This is a genomic window from SAR324 cluster bacterium, from assembly GCA_029245725.1.
Lineage (GTDB): Bacteria > SAR324 > SAR324 > SAR324 > NAC60-12 > JCVI-SCAAA005.
On record JAQWOT010000245.1, the window covers coordinates 1 to 15,777 of the forward strand.

A 15,777-nucleotide genomic window follows, 5' to 3' on the forward strand; every position below is an offset into this window, starting at 1 on the left:
GATGGTTTGAGCTTCTTCGCAATTAGTCAACAATTGCCTGATGGCCTCCAAATCTTCTACTAATCTGGATTGCATATATTCTATCTGCTCACGCACTCTTTCTGGGGCAGGGCTTCCGAGATGATCCCGCTGTGTTAATACCGCCAGTGGGCTTTGTAATGCAGCAAAATCTTCATCAGAGAAAGTAATCCTCAAGTTCTCATCATCCAGAGCAGTCTGAAGTGCTTCTTTTGTGATGGATTCACTTGGTGAAGAAAGTCGGACAGCCTTGGCTAACAGATGGTAGCACTTTCGGAATGGGATTCCATGATTCCTCGAGAGAGAGTCAGCTAGATCGACTGCGTTCATGAATCCCTCGTTGCAGCGGTTCCGCATTACCTCTTTACGAACTTCCAAATCAGATATCACTCCAGAGAGAATGTTGGGTGCCGGCTCACATTCTCGGATCACGTCCATCACGAGATACTTACAAACCTGGCTATCTCGATTGTAACCGCTGACCATCCCTTTGGGGACTCCTAACAACGATTGAAGGAGTCCGTGAGCAAGCGCTGTCTTCCCCTTGATTACCTCTGCAAAATCAGGATTTTTTTTCTGTGGCATGATGGAAGAGCCTGTTACGAATGCGTCGGGCAAACCTAACATTCCTACATAAGGATGACTCAGGAAGATCAGGTCTTGGGCAAGGAGACTGAGATGATTCATCAGCGCCGAGTAACCTTGGGCAACCTGACTCTCCAATTCACCACGAGCACTGATACAATCGAGTGTGTTGAGTTCTGGCTCAGAGAAGGCCATCAATTCAGTGGTACGTTTCCGATTTGGACACCAGGAGGTCCCAAAGGAAGCAGCCGCCCCCAATGGATTTCGATTGATTGGTACGAGTAGAAATTTGACTCGTTCCAGATCTCGCAACAGCGCTTGTGCATGGGAACAGAGCCAGTGCCCCCATGAAGTCAGCATACCAGGTTGGTAATGTGTTAGCCCCGGCATAACTGTTTCGATATGCTCTGCAGCCTGACTCAAAAGTTTTTGGATCAACTTTTCTAGGTTTTTAGCCTGCCTCAGGAGTGCACCGCGGAGAAAAAGTCTCGTGTCACATGCTGCCTGATCATTACGACTTCTTCCGACATGCATCCACCCGCCAATCTCTGCTCCTTGCTGTTTGGTTACGAATGTTTCCACGTTCATATGTACATCCTCTAGTTTCTGATCTAACTCAAAATCTCCCTTGAGAAAATTCTCCTCCAGTTGACTAAGCCCTCTGAGAATCTTTGTTAGAACGTCTTTGGGCAATACTCCTTCTTCATACCACATGATCGCATGGGCACGATTGGTCCATAGATCGTAAGGTAGCAAAGCCATGTCTGCCATTGGCAGCGGCTGAACATCACGTCCAGCACAAAACAGCACATTTTCTTCAGCTGGGCTGCTCTGTAGGTGGCTACCCCACACCTGGTTCTGGTCAGTTTTCATGAAGATTCCGAATGAGAGAGCTTTTCAAGGGGAATGTAGAGAGTCTTAAAATTAGAGGAAAGTGCCGTTCTGGGATTCAATGCTCAAGTTGAATGGATGTCTAAAACAACTGAGGAGAGGTCAACTGGTTTTGTTGAATCTTAAATTTACTGTGAATTCAGATGTTAGTATCAGGAACCTCTTTATCACATTGAGTACAGGTCCCACTTAGCACAACATGTAGTTCTTCACCACGTTCTGTTAGGGCCGCAAGAGGTGATTCTACGCAAAGCATTCGACGACATAAGTTACAGTACAGATGGGCGTGAAGGCCCTGTAACCGTTCTGCTAGGCAGTAGTAGCTGTTCCGATCTGTGGAGGGAACCTGAGTCAGTAGTCGTGTTCTGACAAGTGCTTCCAGCACACGATAAATGGTCACCTGGTCCACGTGTTCCTGATCCTCGAGTGTTTCCCGCACCTCATGAGGTGTCATTGGGTGTTCTTCTTTCAAGAAGAGTTCAAGGATGGCCACTCTTTGGCGAGTTAGGCTGAGATTGACTTCTTTGAGTAGTTTTTCAGCGGGAGTCAATTCCATTTGCAATTGGTTAGGTGGATGTTCAGTAACTTTAAATTTTATAGAATCAAAGGTTATCACGGTCTAAAGAGGGTGAAAAGATCTCTGAAGATAAATAAGTTGGGTGTATTTGATCTGTTGATTATAAAAAAAACTCATAAAAAACTGTATATTCAAAAAATATATATTTAGTAAATAATAGAAAAAGTTGGCAGTGTCTTAATGAAAAAATTAGCTGAAGTGAGAAAAATTCTTTGAATCATGTCATGTAATTAATTCAGGGGTTCTACAAGCCGAAAAAATTTATAAATGTAGGCTTTTGGCTTGTGGTCTAACAAGGAATTCACTAATTTTAAAACCTAATCTGCAATTATTAAATCAAAGGAGTTCGGAATGAATGGTGCCCAAGTTGTTGTAGAGGCTCTAAAGCGAGAAGGTGTCAAATACATATTTGGCTATCCAGGTGGTGCATGTATGCCAATTTTTGACGCTCTGCTGGATGCTCCTGAGCTGGAACTGGTCTTGGTACGCCACGAACAAGGTGGGACCCACATGGCTGATGGATATGCGCGCGCTACCGGGAAGCCAGGGGTCGTGCTCGTCACCTCAGGCCCTGGGGCGACCAACACCGTGACCGGATTATTGACGTCACAGATGGACTCCATTCCGCTTATCGTGTTGACCGGTCAGACGATTACACCCAACTTGGGCAAGGATGCTTTTCAGGAAGCTGACATCTTTGGTGTGACAATGCCCGTTGTGAAGCACAGTTATCTTGTGAAGGATGTTAATGACCTTCCAAAAGTCATGAAGGAGGCTTTCCACCTGGCAACTACTGGTCGACCCGGTCCCGTACTGATTGATTTACCAAAAGATGTTGTCTCAGCAGAATGCACGTCGAATTTCCCAGAAAATACTGATCTGCCTGGATACGAAGTCCCGATGAAAGGCAACGCAGACGATATCGTTCGGGCTGCAGATATTATCATGGAATCCAGGTGCCCACTTCTGTACGTGGGGGCTGGCGCTGTTGGGGCTGGTGCAGCTAAAGAAGTTCTGGAATTGGCGGAAAAGCTTCAAGCACCTGTAACGACAACTTTATTGGGCAAAGGGGCCTTCCCCGAAACCCATGAATTGTCTGTTGGTATGCTTGGTATGCATGGAACCGCTTACGCAAACAAGGCGGTTGTTGGCTGTGACATGATCATGGCCATCGGAGCCCGCTGGGATGATCGTATTACTGGGAAAGTCAGTGAATTCTGCCCAACTGCGAGCAAAATTCATATTGATATTGATCCTGCTGAATTCGGTAAAATTATTCAGCCCGATGTGTCCATCAACGGCGATGCACGCTTGGTATTGCAGGAGTTGATTCCACATGTTCACAAATTAGATTCAGGCCCATGGCTGAAATCGGTTGCTTCATGGAAAAAGAAGTACCCGCTTAAGTACCCAAAGCGTGGGGGATTACGAGCACAGCATGTACTGGATGAGTTGGATCGGCTCTCTGAATCCAGAGGCATCATCAGCACTGATGTTGGTCAGCACCAGATGTGGGCGGCCCAGTTCTGCAAAAGCTCACGTGAACGTCAATGGCTCTCCAGCGGAGGAGCTGGGACAATGGGCTACGGATTCCCAGCTGCGATCGGCGCCCAATTGGGGTGTCCCAACGATTTGGTAGTAGCTGTTGTTGGAGATGGTGGCTTCCAAATGACGTTGGCGGAACTCTCTACAGCAGCGCTCCAGAGAGTACCGATCAAAATTTTGATCATTGACAATCGCTATCTGGGAATGATTCGCCAGTGGCAAGAGCTTTTCTTTGACCAACGGCTGAGTGGGTGTGAGCTGGAGGGAAATCCTGATTTTGTTAAACTCGGTGAAGCCTATTGTGTGAAAGGATTTAGGATTCGTCGTGCTGGGGATGTCACCAAGGTATTGAAAAAAGCACTCGCCTACAATGATGGGCCCTGCATTATCCACGCTGAGGTTGTAAAAGAAGACAATGTCTTCCCGATGATCCCAGCAGGAGCAGCCGTGAAAGACATGCTCATTGAGAAGCCGAAGGACCGCAAACTTGAGAAGCCTGTAGGAAGTACCTGAGAGGCATTCAGAATTCGCGTTACTAGTACTGATGACATATTAGAGATCAAAAATTTTAGATTAAACGCAGCCTCTCCCTGAAGAAGATCCATGGAAGAATTTACGATTAGTATTTACGTCAATAACAAACCGGGTGTTTTGATGCGCCTCTCACAAACTTTTGCGAGAAGAGGCTATAACATCGACTCTTTGGTGGTTTCACCAGCAGTAGATCATCAGTTTTCTCGAATTACAGTGGTTGTTCAGGGTGATCCTGAAACCCTGGATCAGATTCTACGGCAATTAAATAAGCTGGTTGATGTTGTTCACGCTAGTCATCACGATCCCATTCAATCTGTTGAACGCGAATTCGCCATCTTCAAATTGTTGGTTGGTCCGGAGAAGCGATCGGAGGTCTTACAGATTGTTGATGTATTTAGAGCCAAGATTGTGGATATCACGGACCAATCTTTAATTGTGGAGTCCACGGGATCTTCCTCGAAAATCGATGCTATGGAAAAACTCTTCAACACCATTGGGCTCAAGGAAATGGTCCGCTCTGGAAAACTGGTGATGGCGCGCGGTACTCACAAAACATAGGATGATACGCCCACTTCCACTTCAGCCAGGAGACGCCGTGGCGGTTGTGGCGCCGTCTTCTCAATTGAGGGCGGAACAACAGCGCTTAGCAGAGCGAGCCTTTAGAATCCTAGAAAAGGATTGGGGTCTTCAAGTAACCTATACTCCCGAACTGACCCGCTCTCACTTGCATCTGGCAGGCACTGATCAAGATCGAGCTGCAGAATTCCAGCAACAACTGGAAGATGAGAAAATTCGAGCAGTCTTCTGCATAAGAGGAGGCTATGGAGTCGCTCGATTACTGCCGTTGCTTCAGCCGGATTCCTGGCACCAACAACCAAAATGGATAGTCGGATTCAGCGACTGTTCCCTACTACTTCATTACCTCCAACGTCATACTGATTGGCTTGTTTGTCATGGGCCTACACTGGCCTCCCCACAGTTTGTTGGAGGTCCCCAGGCAGATAAGAACCGTGAAGCCCTGAGGGGCGTCCTTTTCAAATCAGAATCTCCCTCCACTCCTGTCCAATTCTTGCAAAATCGGGAATCTGCGAAAGGTAGGCTCAGTGGAGGTTGCCTCTCTGTAATCCTTTCTGCCTTAGGAACTGAGGCCCAAGTAGACTTAGCGGATTCAATCCTTTTTCTTGAGGAAGTTTACGAAGCACCTTATCGTTTGGATCGAATGCTGACCCAAATGCGACAAAGTAGTCAAATTGAAAAAGTCAGGGCTTTTGTTTTTGGTGAATTCGTAGAATGTGGTACTCCGGAGCAAGTTAAGGATGTTTTGCTAGACGTTCTCGGCGATTTGAATCTTCCAATGGTGATTGGTTTGCCTCATGGGCATGGAGAGATCAATCATCCGCTTTTGTTAGGACAATGGGCTGAGTTGGATGCTCAGCAAAATGCCATTCATTTTAAAAACAACGAACCTTTAGCTACATGAGCCATTTTCAAGCATTGAGCGACTGGCTGTTGAGCTTTCCTCCTCTGCTTTCCATTTCCCTGATGGGATGCCTAAGCCTCTTGTTTTTGTTATTGACAATCAGACAAATCCGTCTGGTTTTCAAAATGCGAGCATCACATCGTCAATTCCTTGATGAGTTGCGCAGTCAACTGCGCTGATCCTCTAGATTATTCCTAACATGACAACGGATTCTTCTGCCTCTGCTAAGCAAGACCCTAGACCTGTGCGCTTTTTAGAGCCAGTTGGTGGTCAAGACTATGGCACCACTGCGGAAATGCCAGACTTGCAGACAGTCATAGACTATGAAGAAAATCGCTGTCGCCTAAGTTGGGGTTACTACCGAATGGTGGACCGCCCTGCCTTGTATGATTGGCAGCAATCCCTCCAACAGAAACACAAGGTTGCACGAGCGCTGGCTTTTGTTTCTGTGCAAAGTGCTTTGCGCGAGTTGATCGATTTCCTACTAATGAAACAGCCGAATCTAAGCATTGCTTGGAAATTACCAGAACCTCTACCTTCTTGGCTGAGAGAGTGGAAATCTGTTGGATCTGATTTGATGGAACCACGACTCTGGATTATTCCTGATTCGGGTACTGATCAAAGAAACGAATGGCTAGATGAAGATCAGCATGCTGAGCATGACCAGATAATCTGGTATTCAACTAAGTCTTTTGCGCCATTGCCAATCCAACAAGAAAATGAGTTTTGGGTTGGTAGTACGGAAAAAATTGAAACACCAGGTGGGGTTGTCTTAGGGCAGCACTATGATTTGATGGAAGGACTCTTCCAATTGCGAAAGCGAAGAGGAGCTTTGCTTTCAGTCAGAAACATAGCTGCTTGGAAAAATGATGAAGTGGTTCCTGCTTCTTCTACCTTAAAAGCTAACGAAAAAATCTGTGCTCAACTGATTGAGTGGGAGGAGGCAGACGAATGTTTTCTATTCCCTTCAGGAATGAATGCAGTTGTGACTGCAATGGAGTTGGTAAGAAGGCGATGCCAGAGCAAACATCCCAAACGCTTTGTAGCCATAGGGTTACTCTATACGGATACCTACTCCTTGTTAATGTTTGATAAGTGGAGGGGGGGTAACGGTGAGCCGATTTTCCTCAATACTGATGAGTTAGAGCAACTAGAAAATGTTCTCAAGGACGAATCTGTTGCTGGGATTGTCACGGAAAGCATCACGAATCCGCTCGGAGAATTACCCGACATTCCAAGAATTCAGGAGATTGCAAAAAAATATGGGATCCCTGTAATTGTTGATAACACGCTAGCGGGACCTACTAACGCTCAACCGCTCGCATGGGGAGCAGACATGGTAATCCATAGCACGGCGAAATACCTATGCGGAAACAACCAGCACGGGGGAGGGGCTCTGCTGACTCGTCAGGGATATTGGTCTGAACAATTGAAAGCCTTTCAGTCCGAATGGCAGAACTTCATGTCACCCTGGGAGGTTCTTGCCTTGGCTGACTGTTTAGAGGATTTTCCTGAACGGATGGAGCGCTTCAATTCTAATGGGGTTCAGGTTGCGAAATTCCTGGAATCTCATTCAAAAGTTCGGTCTGTGAGTTTCAACCAGTTACCATCCCATTTCAGTCATCAATTGGCAAAAAAGTTGCTGAAGGGAGCCGGCAGCCTCATCAGCTTTGTTTTGCAGAATGATAATCTTGATGGAATACGCCGCTTCTATGATGCTGACCTCCGGCCTCTTCACAAAGCTCCTGGTCTTGGCTCAAACACTTCGATGCTTTGCCCTTATGCGATGCTAGCCCATTATCAGGCTAGTGAGCGAGAACTGGAGGAACTGAGAATTTCAAGATACATGGTACGACTTGCAGTAGGCTCTGAAAAAAATTTGGATCAGGTATTTGCGGCTTTGGAGCGAGGATTTCGAGCTTAGTAGAAATTTACTGAGCGAACCAAAAAAAGAGCGGTTTGCTCAGTAAAAAGAACCAAAAGCCAGAATTGCCAGTTAGGTCCTGCATACATTTAGCCTTCCCTTAACCAGCGTTTGACAAGCCGAAGTGTTCGCTTCGAATCCTTTCTCAATTGCTCCAATTGTTGCTCCCTCGGGAAATTTTCCTGATCTTCCAGAATGAAGATATCATCTTCTAGATCCAATGGATTTGGGAGCTTGAGGAGTGGGTTCAACTTCGTCATTCGCTTTTCAGTCATACGATTTTTTCCAAACAGTGGAACATAAAATGCAGCTTTACCTGACAAAGAGGTCAGTCAATGGAATGGCAGTCTGAACGTAAGCACAGGATGTGACTCATTCATATTAACTTTAGACGAGACCATCATTATGCGAGATGCACTGCACTTCAAGGAATTTTGCAGGTTTATGCGTCAAGCCTGCAGTAACGAACCTTCTCCTTCTTTTTTGATGGAGGAATGGAACCTACTAATTGAAAATCAACAAGAATGGCTTTCGCCAGAAAGTAAATCTTTTCTGCAGCAAAGTATTCACCGCTAGTTGTTCCGATTTCAAAAGTAGTTGGCCAATGAAATCCTTGGCTGACTAATTTGTTTGCGCCTGCCTTCATGTCCCGTTCATTCTCTTTCCAAAAGATTTCTAAGCGAACAAAATTCATGTTGATTTGCTCAATAGAAAAAAAAATTGACAAAAGTCAGATTGAATTGCATCTTAAGGCCCCGTGTCATACAAGGAGTTTAGTATTTTGCTAAACTCAATCTTTTTGACATTTTTGAATTCGTACCCCCCAAAAAAGAGGAAGATAATGAAATTTAGTAAACTCTTCATGAGCGCAGCGTTAGCGCTGACGATGAGTGCCTTTACTGCGATGGCTGGAAAGCCAGAGGCTGAGAGTTGGATCAACAGTGAATTCCAGCCTTCTGCTTTTTCCAAAGCTGAGCAGATGGCCGAAATGGAGTGGTTCATCAAAGCAGCCGAGCCTTTCAAAGGTATGGAGATCAATGTTCTGTCCGAAACAATTCCGACTCACTCCTATGAGTCCAAAGTCCTGACAAAAGCATTTGAAGAAATCACTGGCATCAAAGTGAACCACCAGCTACTGGGAGAAGGGGAAGTTGTTCAAGCTGTTCAGACCCAGATGCAAACCAAGCGAAATCTTTACGATGCGTATGTGAATGACAGCGATTTGATTGGAACACACTCCCGATTGCAACTTGCTTACAACTTGACCGACTTCATGGCTGGAGAAGGTAAGAATGTAACGTCACCTACCCTAGATCTCAATGATTTCATGGGTGTACAGTTTACTACGGGTCCAGATGGCGACTTGTATCAGTTGCCTGATCAGCAGTTCGCAAACCTTTACTGGTTCCGTAAGGATTGGTTTGATCGACCAGATCTTCAAGCGGCCTTCAAACAGAAGTATGGCTATGATCTTGGCGTTCCAGTCAACTGGTCTGCTTATGAAGATATCGCAGAGTTCTTTTCAAATGACGTGAAGAACATTGATGGTGTGAAGATTTACGGACACATGGACTACGGCAAGCGTGCACCAGACTTGGGCTGGAGAATGACAGATGCGTGGTTGTCCATGGCTGGAGCGGGTTCTAAAGGTGAGCCAAACGGAATACCTGTTGATGAATGGGGTATTCGTATGGAAGCTGGCAGCTGTAACCCCGTTGGTGCCTCTGTAAGTCGCGGTGGTGCCGCAAATGGTCCAGCCGCAGTTTATGCAATTCGCAAATGGGATGAGTGGCTGAGAGCATATGCACCACCTGGAGCTGCCTCATATGATTTCTATCAGTCACTACCTGCACTGTCTCAGGGTAACGTGGCCCAGCAAATTTTCTGGTACACAGCTTTCACAGCCGACATGGTGAAATCACGTGCTGATGGAAACAATACGGTTGACGAAAGTGGTACACCACTATGGAGAATGGCACCAAGCCCACACGGTCCCTACTGGGAAGAAGGCCAGAAAGTTGGCTATCAGGACGTAGGTTCCTGGACCATTCTGAAGTCTACACCAGTTGACCGTGCCAAGGCTGCTTGGTTATATGCGCAGTTCGTCACCTCCAAAACAGTTGATGTCAAGAAGAGTGACGTTGGTTTGACGTTCATCCGTGACAGCACAGTACGCCATCAACACTTTACGGGAAGAGCAGCAAAGCTAGGTGGACTTGTAGAGTTTTATCGATCTCCAGATCGAGTTGCGTGGTCACCAACTGGAATCAACGTTCCAGACTATCCAAAGCTAGCCCAGATCTGGTGGCAACAAATTGGTGATGTCAACTCTGGTGCGTTTACTCCACAGGAGGCGATGAACAGGCTAGCTGGTGAGATGGACCAAGTCATGTCACGTATGCAGAAGGCTGACGAAGCTGCCAACGTTTACGGTGGTTGCGGTCCCCGACTGAATGAAGAGCGTGATCCTTCCTACTGGCTGAGTCAACCAGGCTCGCCGAAGGCCAAATTAGCCAACGAAAAGCCTAAGGGTGTAACTGTTAGTTACGATTCATTGATTAAACGCTGGAGCCAGAACTAATCAGTTCTTTCCAGACCATCCTTTTCTCGGGGAGCTTCCCTCCGAGGATCTGCCGGGCAGGATCCTGATCCTGCCTTCAGCGACTATTCCAGATGTCTCTTGAATTCCGTGAACTAAGTAAGCAAGTGTACAATGAAGTGCACATTTCACACACCGATTTAAGCCTCAATCCTGGCGTATTCAATGTTTTGCTAGGTCCTACCTTGTCGGGCAAAACATCATTGATGCGTTTGATGGCTGGTCTCGACCAACCCAGCACGGGATCAGTTTGGTTCAAAGGTCAGAATGTAACTGGAATACCTGTGCAACGCCGAAATTTGGCGATGGTTTACCAGCAGTTCATCAATTTTCCCAATATGTCTGTTTTTGAGAACATCGCTTCTCCTTTGCGAATCCAGAAACTCTATGAAAGTCAATTGCGACCTCGCGTGGAAAAGGTTGCAGAGTTGCTCAAGTTGACCCCATACATGCAGCGCAAACCAAGTGAATTGTCAGGGGGGCAGCAACAGAGAACTGCATTAGCAAGAGCGCTTGTGAAAGGTGCTGATTTGGTGTTGCTTGATGAACCGCTGGTCAACCTCGACTACAAACTCCGAGAAGAACTCCGTGAGGAATTGCCCCGACTCTTTGCGGATACTGGAGCGACCGTTGTTTATGCGACTACAGAGCCTCATGAAGCTCTATTAATGGGCGGTTACACCGCGACGATGCGTGAGGGACGTGTTACTCAATATGGTCCAACCCACGAAGTCTTTAGAAAACCTCATGACCTCGCTACTGCAAAGGCGTTTTCTGATCCTCCACTGAACACTCTTAAACTGAAACGTACGGAACAGGGTTTTGAGGGTGAAAAAGGTTTATCACTGCAGTTACCTCCTTTCCAAAATGTGCCGGTTGGAGAATATACACTTGGATTTCGTCCTCACCATCTCCAGATTCAGTGCAACGGAAAGGACATTCTTGAATTGTCCGGTGAGGTTACAGTTACAGAAATCACTGGTTCAGAGAGTTTTATCCATTTGCGGTGGGCCGAGCATGATTGGGTGGCGCACACTCAGGGAGTGATGCACTTCCCTCCTGGTGAAAAATTAGAGCTTTACGTTTCGGCCTCAAAATGTTTGCTCTTTGATGACCAAGAACAATTCGTCCCGGCTCAGGTTTGAAATGTCTTCGATAACACTCAAATCACTCCGACATAGCTATTTATCAAATCCACAGTCTGAAGAAGATTATGCCCTCAGGAAGATTGATTTGACCTGGCGAGATGGGGGAGCGTTTGCTCTGCTGGGTCCTTCCGGTTGTGGAAAAACAACATTATTGAATCTGATATCGGGGCTTCTCAAACCTTCAGAGGGTCAAATTCTCTTTGATGATAGGGATGTAACCTCACTCCTCCCTGATCAGCGAAACATTGCACAAGTTTTCCAATTCCCGGTGGTCTACGACACGATGTCGGTTTACGACAATCTGGCATTTCCTCTGCGAAATAGAAAACTACCAGAAGCTGAACTCGATGAACGTGTGCAGCGAGTAGCAATGATGCTCTCGATTCAAAACCAGCTAAAGCATCGTGCGTCGGGCTTGACCGCAGCAGACAAGCAAAAGATTTCCTTAGGCAGAGGGTTGGTTCGTTCTGACGTCAATGTGATGATGTTTGATGAGCCACTGACTGTTATTGATCCTCACCTGAAGTGGGAGTTAAGGTCTCAATTGATGCGGCTACATCAGCAAGTTGGATTCACAATGATTTATGTCACCCACGATCAGACGGAGGCGCTGACCTTTGCGGATGAGGTGGTTGTGATGTATGAGGGGCAGATAGTCCAGATCGGAACCCCAGAAGAACTCTTTTCGAGACCAAGACATACTTTTGTGGGCCATTTTATCGGTTCTCCAGGAATGAACCTCCTACCCTGTGAGTGGAATGATGGTGGAGCGGTCTTTGCGGGTTACAGTATTCCTTTGAATAAAAATCTTCCAAATCCTGCTTCTACTTCAAATCTCCAACTTGGCATTCGTCCAGAATTCATTCGGCTAGCATCTGAAGGTATACCGGCTCAAATTCAGCGAGTCGATGATGTTGGTAGATACCGTATTATCAAAGCAGAAGTTGGTGGCACAAACCTGAATATTTACGCCAGCGAAGAAGTCGAAATTCCATCAGGTGCATTACACCTGGAGTTCGACCCTAATCATACTCATGTCTATTGTGATGGGTGGATTCACGAGGTGAAAGGTCAATCATGATCAACAAGACGATCAATCAAAAAGCTTGGTTCATGGTCTTGCCAGTTTTGGCACTGGTAGCCTTCAATGCTATCATTCCGTTGATGACAGTGGTGAATTACTCCGTTCAGGAAACCTTCGGAGATAATCTGTTTTTTTGGGAGGGGATCAAGTGGTTTGAGGACGTGATGCGGTCTGAACGATTTCATGATGCATTGGGACGTCAACTTCTCTTCACTTTGCTGATTTTATTGATAGAGGTTCCCCTCGGAGTCGGGATTGCCCTGACAATGCCACGTCAAGGCATTGGGGTTACAATTTGTCTGGTTTTGATGGCACTACCTCTTTTGATTCCCTGGAACGTGGTAGGGGCTATGTGGAATATCTTTGCTCTGCCTGATATTGGGTTGCTGGGTAAGATGCTCAATGGTGTTGGTTTTGACTACAACTTCACACAGAACCCTTTTTGGGCCTGGGCAACCGTAGTTGCGATGGACGTTTGGCACTGGACTTCCCTAGTTGTGCTACTGTGTTATGCGGGTTTGAGATCGATTCCAGACCCCTACTATCAAGCCTCCAAAATTGATGGTGCCACTTCCTGGCAGGTGTTTCGCTACATCCAACTACCCAAGATGAAACGGGTCCTAACCATCGCCCTGCTCTTGCGCCTGATGGATAGCTTCATGATCTATACAGAGCCATTCGTATTGACTGGAGGGGGTCCTGGGAACAGTACTACTTTCCTTTCAATTGACCTTGTGAAAGTCGCTTTAGGTCAGTTTGATCTGGGTCCGGCCGCAGCAATGTCAATCATTTATTTCCTTGTGGTCCTACTGCTGTGTTGGGTCTTGTACACCCTTATGATGCGTAACGAGACCAACTGATGAAGAAAATGATCTGGTTGGTTCCCACAGTTTACATCATGTTTTTGATGTTGCCGATCTATTGGCTCGTCAACATGTCATTTAAGACCACCAACGAAATCCTAGGCTCGTTCACTCTCTGGCCGAATAATTTTACGGTCGAAAATTACGTTACGATTTTCACAGATCCCACATGGTTCATGGGCTACGTCAATTCTTTGACCTATGTAACTATCAACACTATCATCTCATTGCTCGTTGCCCTGCCAGCAGCCTATGCCTTCTCCAGATACCGATTTCTTGGAGATAAGCATTTGTTTTTTTGGTTGCTCACAAATCGGATGGCTCCACCGGCAGTCTTCGCGTTACCATTTTTTCAGTTGTATTCCGCAATTGGCTTGTTCGATACACACATCGCAGTTGCCTTGTCGCACTGTCTTTTCAATATTCCTCTGGCGGTCTGGATTCTTGAAGGATTTATGTCTGGAGTGCCAAAAGAATTAGATGAAACGGCATACATTGATGGCTACTCGTTTCCACAATTTTTCTTTAAAATTTTCATTCCAGCGATTGCAGCCGGAATTGGGGTAGCCGCCTTCTTTTGCTTCATGTTCTCATGGGTGGAACTGCTCTTGGCTAAGACATTGACAGCCGTGGATGCTAAACCGATTGCTGCAACAATGACCCGCACAGTGAGTACAGCAGGATATGAACTAGGTCTGTTGTCTGCAGCTGGGACCCTTACGATCGTCCCTGGCGCTTTTGTGATTTATTTTGTGCGGAATTATATAGCCAAGGGCTTTGCTTTGGGGAGGGTATAAAGATGTTTCTTTCGTGGATGGCTTGGACCTGGCAGACCGCACTGTTCTTTATCATGATTGTGGTGGCATTGACTTGCATGGCAATCTGGGAATACAAATCACCTGGAGGCGGCCCACGCTATGGGGTTTTGGGGTTGCATACTACTCGAGGTGACCGCCTCTTTATTTCTCTTTTAGGTAGTGGATTTATTCACATCTTTTGGCTGGGTCTCACAGATTTTCCATTATGGGGTGCCTCAATCGTTGCTGTCTTCTACGCCATACTCGTATTCCGCAAAGTTTGACGATTCAAATCAACTCTTCTTTCCACACTAGTTTCAAATAACTTTTGGTGCCGCCTTTAATCTGACACTTCACAGTAAACTGATCAAAAAAAAAATCTCTGGAAAATATCCAATTAATTCGATTTTAGTTTTTTCTCTAAGTGTTTTGTAACAGGTGTTAGTTTGCAAGATTACGGCAAGAAGATGGATGGTAAAGCGACAGAGGGAGGATCTTTTTATCAGTCTGCGATGAATTTTTGAAGCGGTAAGAAATTATTGCAGCAGTGCTTGAGCTGTGCGTTCGTCAGTGATCAGAGTAGATATCAAGTTTCCTCTCAGGGTTCCACGTAGTGCTTCCAGTTTTCGCTCTCCTCCAGCGATACCCACGACCTGTTTCATCTTCCGCAAATCTGACAGCCGAGTAGCAATCAGTCGATCGTGCTGTTCAAGTTGCAGTGACTGCCCTTCTACGTCGAAATATTCTCCATGTATTTCACCGGCTGCCCCTAATCTCGTCAATAATTCCAGATCTTCTTTACTTCGATATCCGAATTGAGAGAAGCTGTTGCTCGGTTCAAGGGCACCAATCCCAACAAAGCTTAAATCAGCGGTAAGCGCCATTTGTAACACTCGTTGTACTTCAGGTTCTTCCAAGAGGAGGTCCTTGATTTCCCTTGAATTGACAACAAGTGGAGTCGGTATGATGTAGAAAGGATAGCGAAATCCAGAAAGGAGTGAGCCGACAGACCTTTCCGCAATACGAGTACTCAGGTAGGTCGTTACACCTCCACACAGAGTAATGAACGATGTCTCTGACCGAGTAGAATGGGTAGTATTTCTTGTCATCCAGGAGATCGTAGAGCCCCAGCCAAGCCCAATCAGTTGCTTCTCGTGGCCAAGAAAGCGTTCCATATACTGAGCCGCTGCTAGACCAATGTTCTCGTTAATATATTCAGGAGAAATCTCTGGAACAAGGAGAGCTTCTTTGAGATGCCACTTTTCACAAAGTTGATCTTCCAAATCGCTCAAGCGAGCGTCAGCACCGTGAACATGAATGGTAACCTGACCTGACAATCTGGCTTCATTCAGCACACTGATCACACGGGCACGATTTAGTCCAAGCTTTTTAGCAATCTCATTTTGCGTCCAACCAGCCTTGTAATAGTACCAGGCAATCCTGGACGCATAGAGTTGCTGGTCCCGTTGGGCAGTATTTAGCTTTTTCACATTTTTGGAGGTTAGTTCAGCACAACATCTTTTTGAACCTGAGCAGATTCAATAAAGCTTGTCCAACGATCGTGAGAATGATCACCGAAAAGAATCCGACAGGCTTCTTTGGTGGCAGGATTTTCCTCAAGATTCTTCTGGGAAATCATCATGGAGATCTTTGTTCGTCTTCTGAGAAAATCTTCCAAGTGAACAACCATTTCATGATCTCTGGCGTGGACTGCTTCGACCTTTAAGCACTC

Annotated in this window: 16 protein-coding genes; 10 read left to right on the top strand and 6 right to left on the bottom strand. The window is 46.1% G+C overall.

Going from position 1 to position 15,777, the window contains the following annotated elements; translation table 11 throughout:
* Together argH and P8O70_13815 are read right to left on the bottom strand one after the other, a co-directional pair.
* Positions 1-1,476 (bottom strand): argininosuccinate lyase (gene argH / locus P8O70_13810; protein ID MDG2197933.1); only part of this gene is annotated, 1,476 nt, incomplete at its 3' end.
* A 157-nt stretch (positions 1,477-1,633) separates the two neighbouring features.
* Entirely contained in the window at positions 1,634-2,050 is a 417-nt protein-coding gene (locus P8O70_13815) for a transcriptional repressor (protein ID MDG2197934.1), read from the bottom strand.
* A gap of 372 nt (positions 2,051-2,422) precedes the next feature.
* On the opposite strand from P8O70_13815, the gene ilvB reads away from it, so the two are divergent.
* From ilvB to P8O70_13835, 4 genes are all read left to right on the top strand, one after another.
* A complete protein-coding gene (ilvB, locus tag P8O70_13820; protein MDG2197935.1) occupies positions 2,423-4,129 on the top strand; it encodes a biosynthetic-type acetolactate synthase large subunit in 1,707 nt (568 codons plus the stop codon).
* 90 nt (positions 4,130-4,219) lie between these two features.
* The gene (ilvN, locus tag P8O70_13825; GenBank protein ID MDG2197936.1) at positions 4,220-4,708 is read left to right on the top strand and encodes an acetolactate synthase small subunit; all 489 of its coding nucleotides are present in this window, start codon (positions 4,220-4,222) and stop codon (positions 4,706-4,708) included.
* A 1-nt stretch (position 4,709) separates the two neighbouring features.
* Complete coding sequence (locus P8O70_13830) at positions 4,710-5,630, top strand: LD-carboxypeptidase (GenBank protein ID MDG2197937.1); 921 nt, start codon at positions 4,710-4,712, stop codon at positions 5,628-5,630.
* Between the two features lie 199 nt (positions 5,631-5,829).
* Positions 5,830-7,554 (top strand): aminotransferase class I/II-fold pyridoxal phosphate-dependent enzyme, encoded by a 1,725-nt coding sequence (locus tag P8O70_13835; GenBank protein MDG2197938.1) that lies wholly within the window; start codon positions 5,830-5,832, stop codon positions 7,552-7,554.
* Between the two features lie 89 nt (positions 7,555-7,643).
* Here P8O70_13835 and P8O70_13840 read toward each other — a convergent pair whose 3' ends face one another.
* Both P8O70_13840 and P8O70_13845 read right to left on the bottom strand, forming a co-directional pair.
* Entirely contained in the window at positions 7,644-7,829 is a 186-nt protein-coding gene (locus P8O70_13840; GenBank protein MDG2197939.1) for a hypothetical protein, read from the bottom strand.
* A gap of 167 nt (positions 7,830-7,996) precedes the next feature.
* A complete protein-coding gene (locus tag P8O70_13845) occupies positions 7,997-8,248 on the bottom strand; it encodes a hypothetical protein (protein ID MDG2197940.1) in 252 nt (83 codons plus the stop codon).
* Between the two features lie 147 nt (positions 8,249-8,395).
* On the opposite strand from P8O70_13845, the gene P8O70_13850 reads away from it, so the two are divergent.
* The 6 genes from P8O70_13850 (at position 8,396) to P8O70_13875 (ending at position 14,329) form a co-directional block, all read left to right on the top strand.
* Positions 8,396-10,135 (top strand): ABC transporter substrate-binding protein, encoded by a 1,740-nt coding sequence (locus tag P8O70_13850; protein ID MDG2197941.1) that lies wholly within the window; start codon positions 8,396-8,398, stop codon positions 10,133-10,135.
* A gap of 92 nt (positions 10,136-10,227) precedes the next feature.
* Positions 10,228-11,298, top strand: a complete 1,071-nt coding sequence (locus P8O70_13855) for an ABC transporter ATP-binding protein (protein MDG2197942.1) — start codon at positions 10,228-10,230, stop codon at positions 11,296-11,298.
* A 1-nt stretch (position 11,299) separates the two neighbouring features.
* The gene (locus P8O70_13860; GenBank protein MDG2197943.1) at positions 11,300-12,382 is read left to right on the top strand and encodes an ABC transporter ATP-binding protein; all 1,083 of its coding nucleotides are present in this window, start codon (positions 11,300-11,302) and stop codon (positions 12,380-12,382) included.
* Positions 12,379-13,245 carry a sugar ABC transporter permease gene (locus P8O70_13865; GenBank protein ID MDG2197944.1) on the top strand — a complete coding sequence of 289 codons (867 nt, stop codon included), beginning with the start codon at positions 12,379-12,381 and terminating at the stop codon, positions 13,243-13,245. Before P8O70_13860 ends, P8O70_13865 begins: the two co-directional genes overlap by 4 nt.
* Entirely contained in the window at positions 13,245-14,045 is an 801-nt protein-coding gene (locus tag P8O70_13870) for a carbohydrate ABC transporter permease (GenBank protein ID MDG2197945.1), read from the top strand. The genes P8O70_13865 and P8O70_13870 overlap by 1 nt, the downstream gene beginning before the upstream one ends.
* A gap of 2 nt (positions 14,046-14,047) precedes the next feature.
* The gene (locus tag P8O70_13875; GenBank protein ID MDG2197946.1) at positions 14,048-14,329 is read left to right on the top strand and encodes a DUF2160 domain-containing protein; all 282 of its coding nucleotides are present in this window, start codon (positions 14,048-14,050) and stop codon (positions 14,327-14,329) included.
* 252 nt (positions 14,330-14,581) lie between these two features.
* Here P8O70_13875 and P8O70_13880 read toward each other — a convergent pair whose 3' ends face one another.
* Together P8O70_13880 and P8O70_13885 are read right to left on the bottom strand one after the other, a co-directional pair.
* Entirely contained in the window at positions 14,582-15,535 is a 954-nt protein-coding gene (locus P8O70_13880) for a sugar-binding transcriptional regulator (protein MDG2197947.1), read from the bottom strand.
* A gap of 11 nt (positions 15,536-15,546) precedes the next feature.
* A partial coding sequence (locus P8O70_13885) for an FAD-dependent oxidoreductase (protein ID MDG2197948.1) occupies positions 15,547-15,777 on the bottom strand: 231 nt, incomplete at its 5' end.

Excerpts from the sequence above, each read along its gene's own strand:
- P8O70_13845 (MDG2197940.1), bottom strand. The coding sequence starts at position 8,248 with ATGAATTTTGTTCGCTTAGAAATCTTTTGGAAAGAGAATGAACGGGAC.
- P8O70_13815 (MDG2197934.1), bottom strand. The coding sequence starts at position 2,050 with ATGGAATTGACTCCCGCTGAAAAACTACTCAAAGAAGTCAATCTCAGC.
- P8O70_13855 (MDG2197942.1), top strand. The coding sequence starts at position 10,228 with ATGTCTCTTGAATTCCGTGAACTAAGTAAGCAAGTGTACAATGAAGTG.
- P8O70_13830 (MDG2197937.1), top strand. The coding sequence starts at position 4,710 with ATGATACGCCCACTTCCACTTCAGCCAGGAGACGCCGTGGCGGTTGTG.
- P8O70_13850 (MDG2197941.1), top strand. The coding sequence starts at position 8,396 with ATGAAATTTAGTAAACTCTTCATGAGCGCAGCGTTAGCGCTGACGATG.
- P8O70_13860 (MDG2197943.1), top strand. The coding sequence starts at position 11,300 with ATGTCTTCGATAACACTCAAATCACTCCGACATAGCTATTTATCAAAT.
- ilvB (MDG2197935.1), top strand. The coding sequence starts at position 2,423 with ATGAATGGTGCCCAAGTTGTTGTAGAGGCTCTAAAGCGAGAAGGTGTC.
- P8O70_13835 (MDG2197938.1), top strand. The coding sequence starts at position 5,830 with ATGACAACGGATTCTTCTGCCTCTGCTAAGCAAGACCCTAGACCTGTG.
- P8O70_13865 (MDG2197944.1), top strand. The coding sequence starts at position 12,379 with ATGATCAACAAGACGATCAATCAAAAAGCTTGGTTCATGGTCTTGCCA.
- P8O70_13870 (MDG2197945.1), top strand. The coding sequence starts at position 13,245 with ATGAAGAAAATGATCTGGTTGGTTCCCACAGTTTACATCATGTTTTTG.
- ilvN (MDG2197936.1), top strand. The coding sequence starts at position 4,220 with ATGGAAGAATTTACGATTAGTATTTACGTCAATAACAAACCGGGTGTT.
- P8O70_13840 (MDG2197939.1), bottom strand. The coding sequence starts at position 7,829 with ATGACTGAAAAGCGAATGACGAAGTTGAACCCACTCCTCAAGCTCCCA.
- P8O70_13875 (MDG2197946.1), top strand. The coding sequence starts at position 14,048 with ATGTTTCTTTCGTGGATGGCTTGGACCTGGCAGACCGCACTGTTCTTT.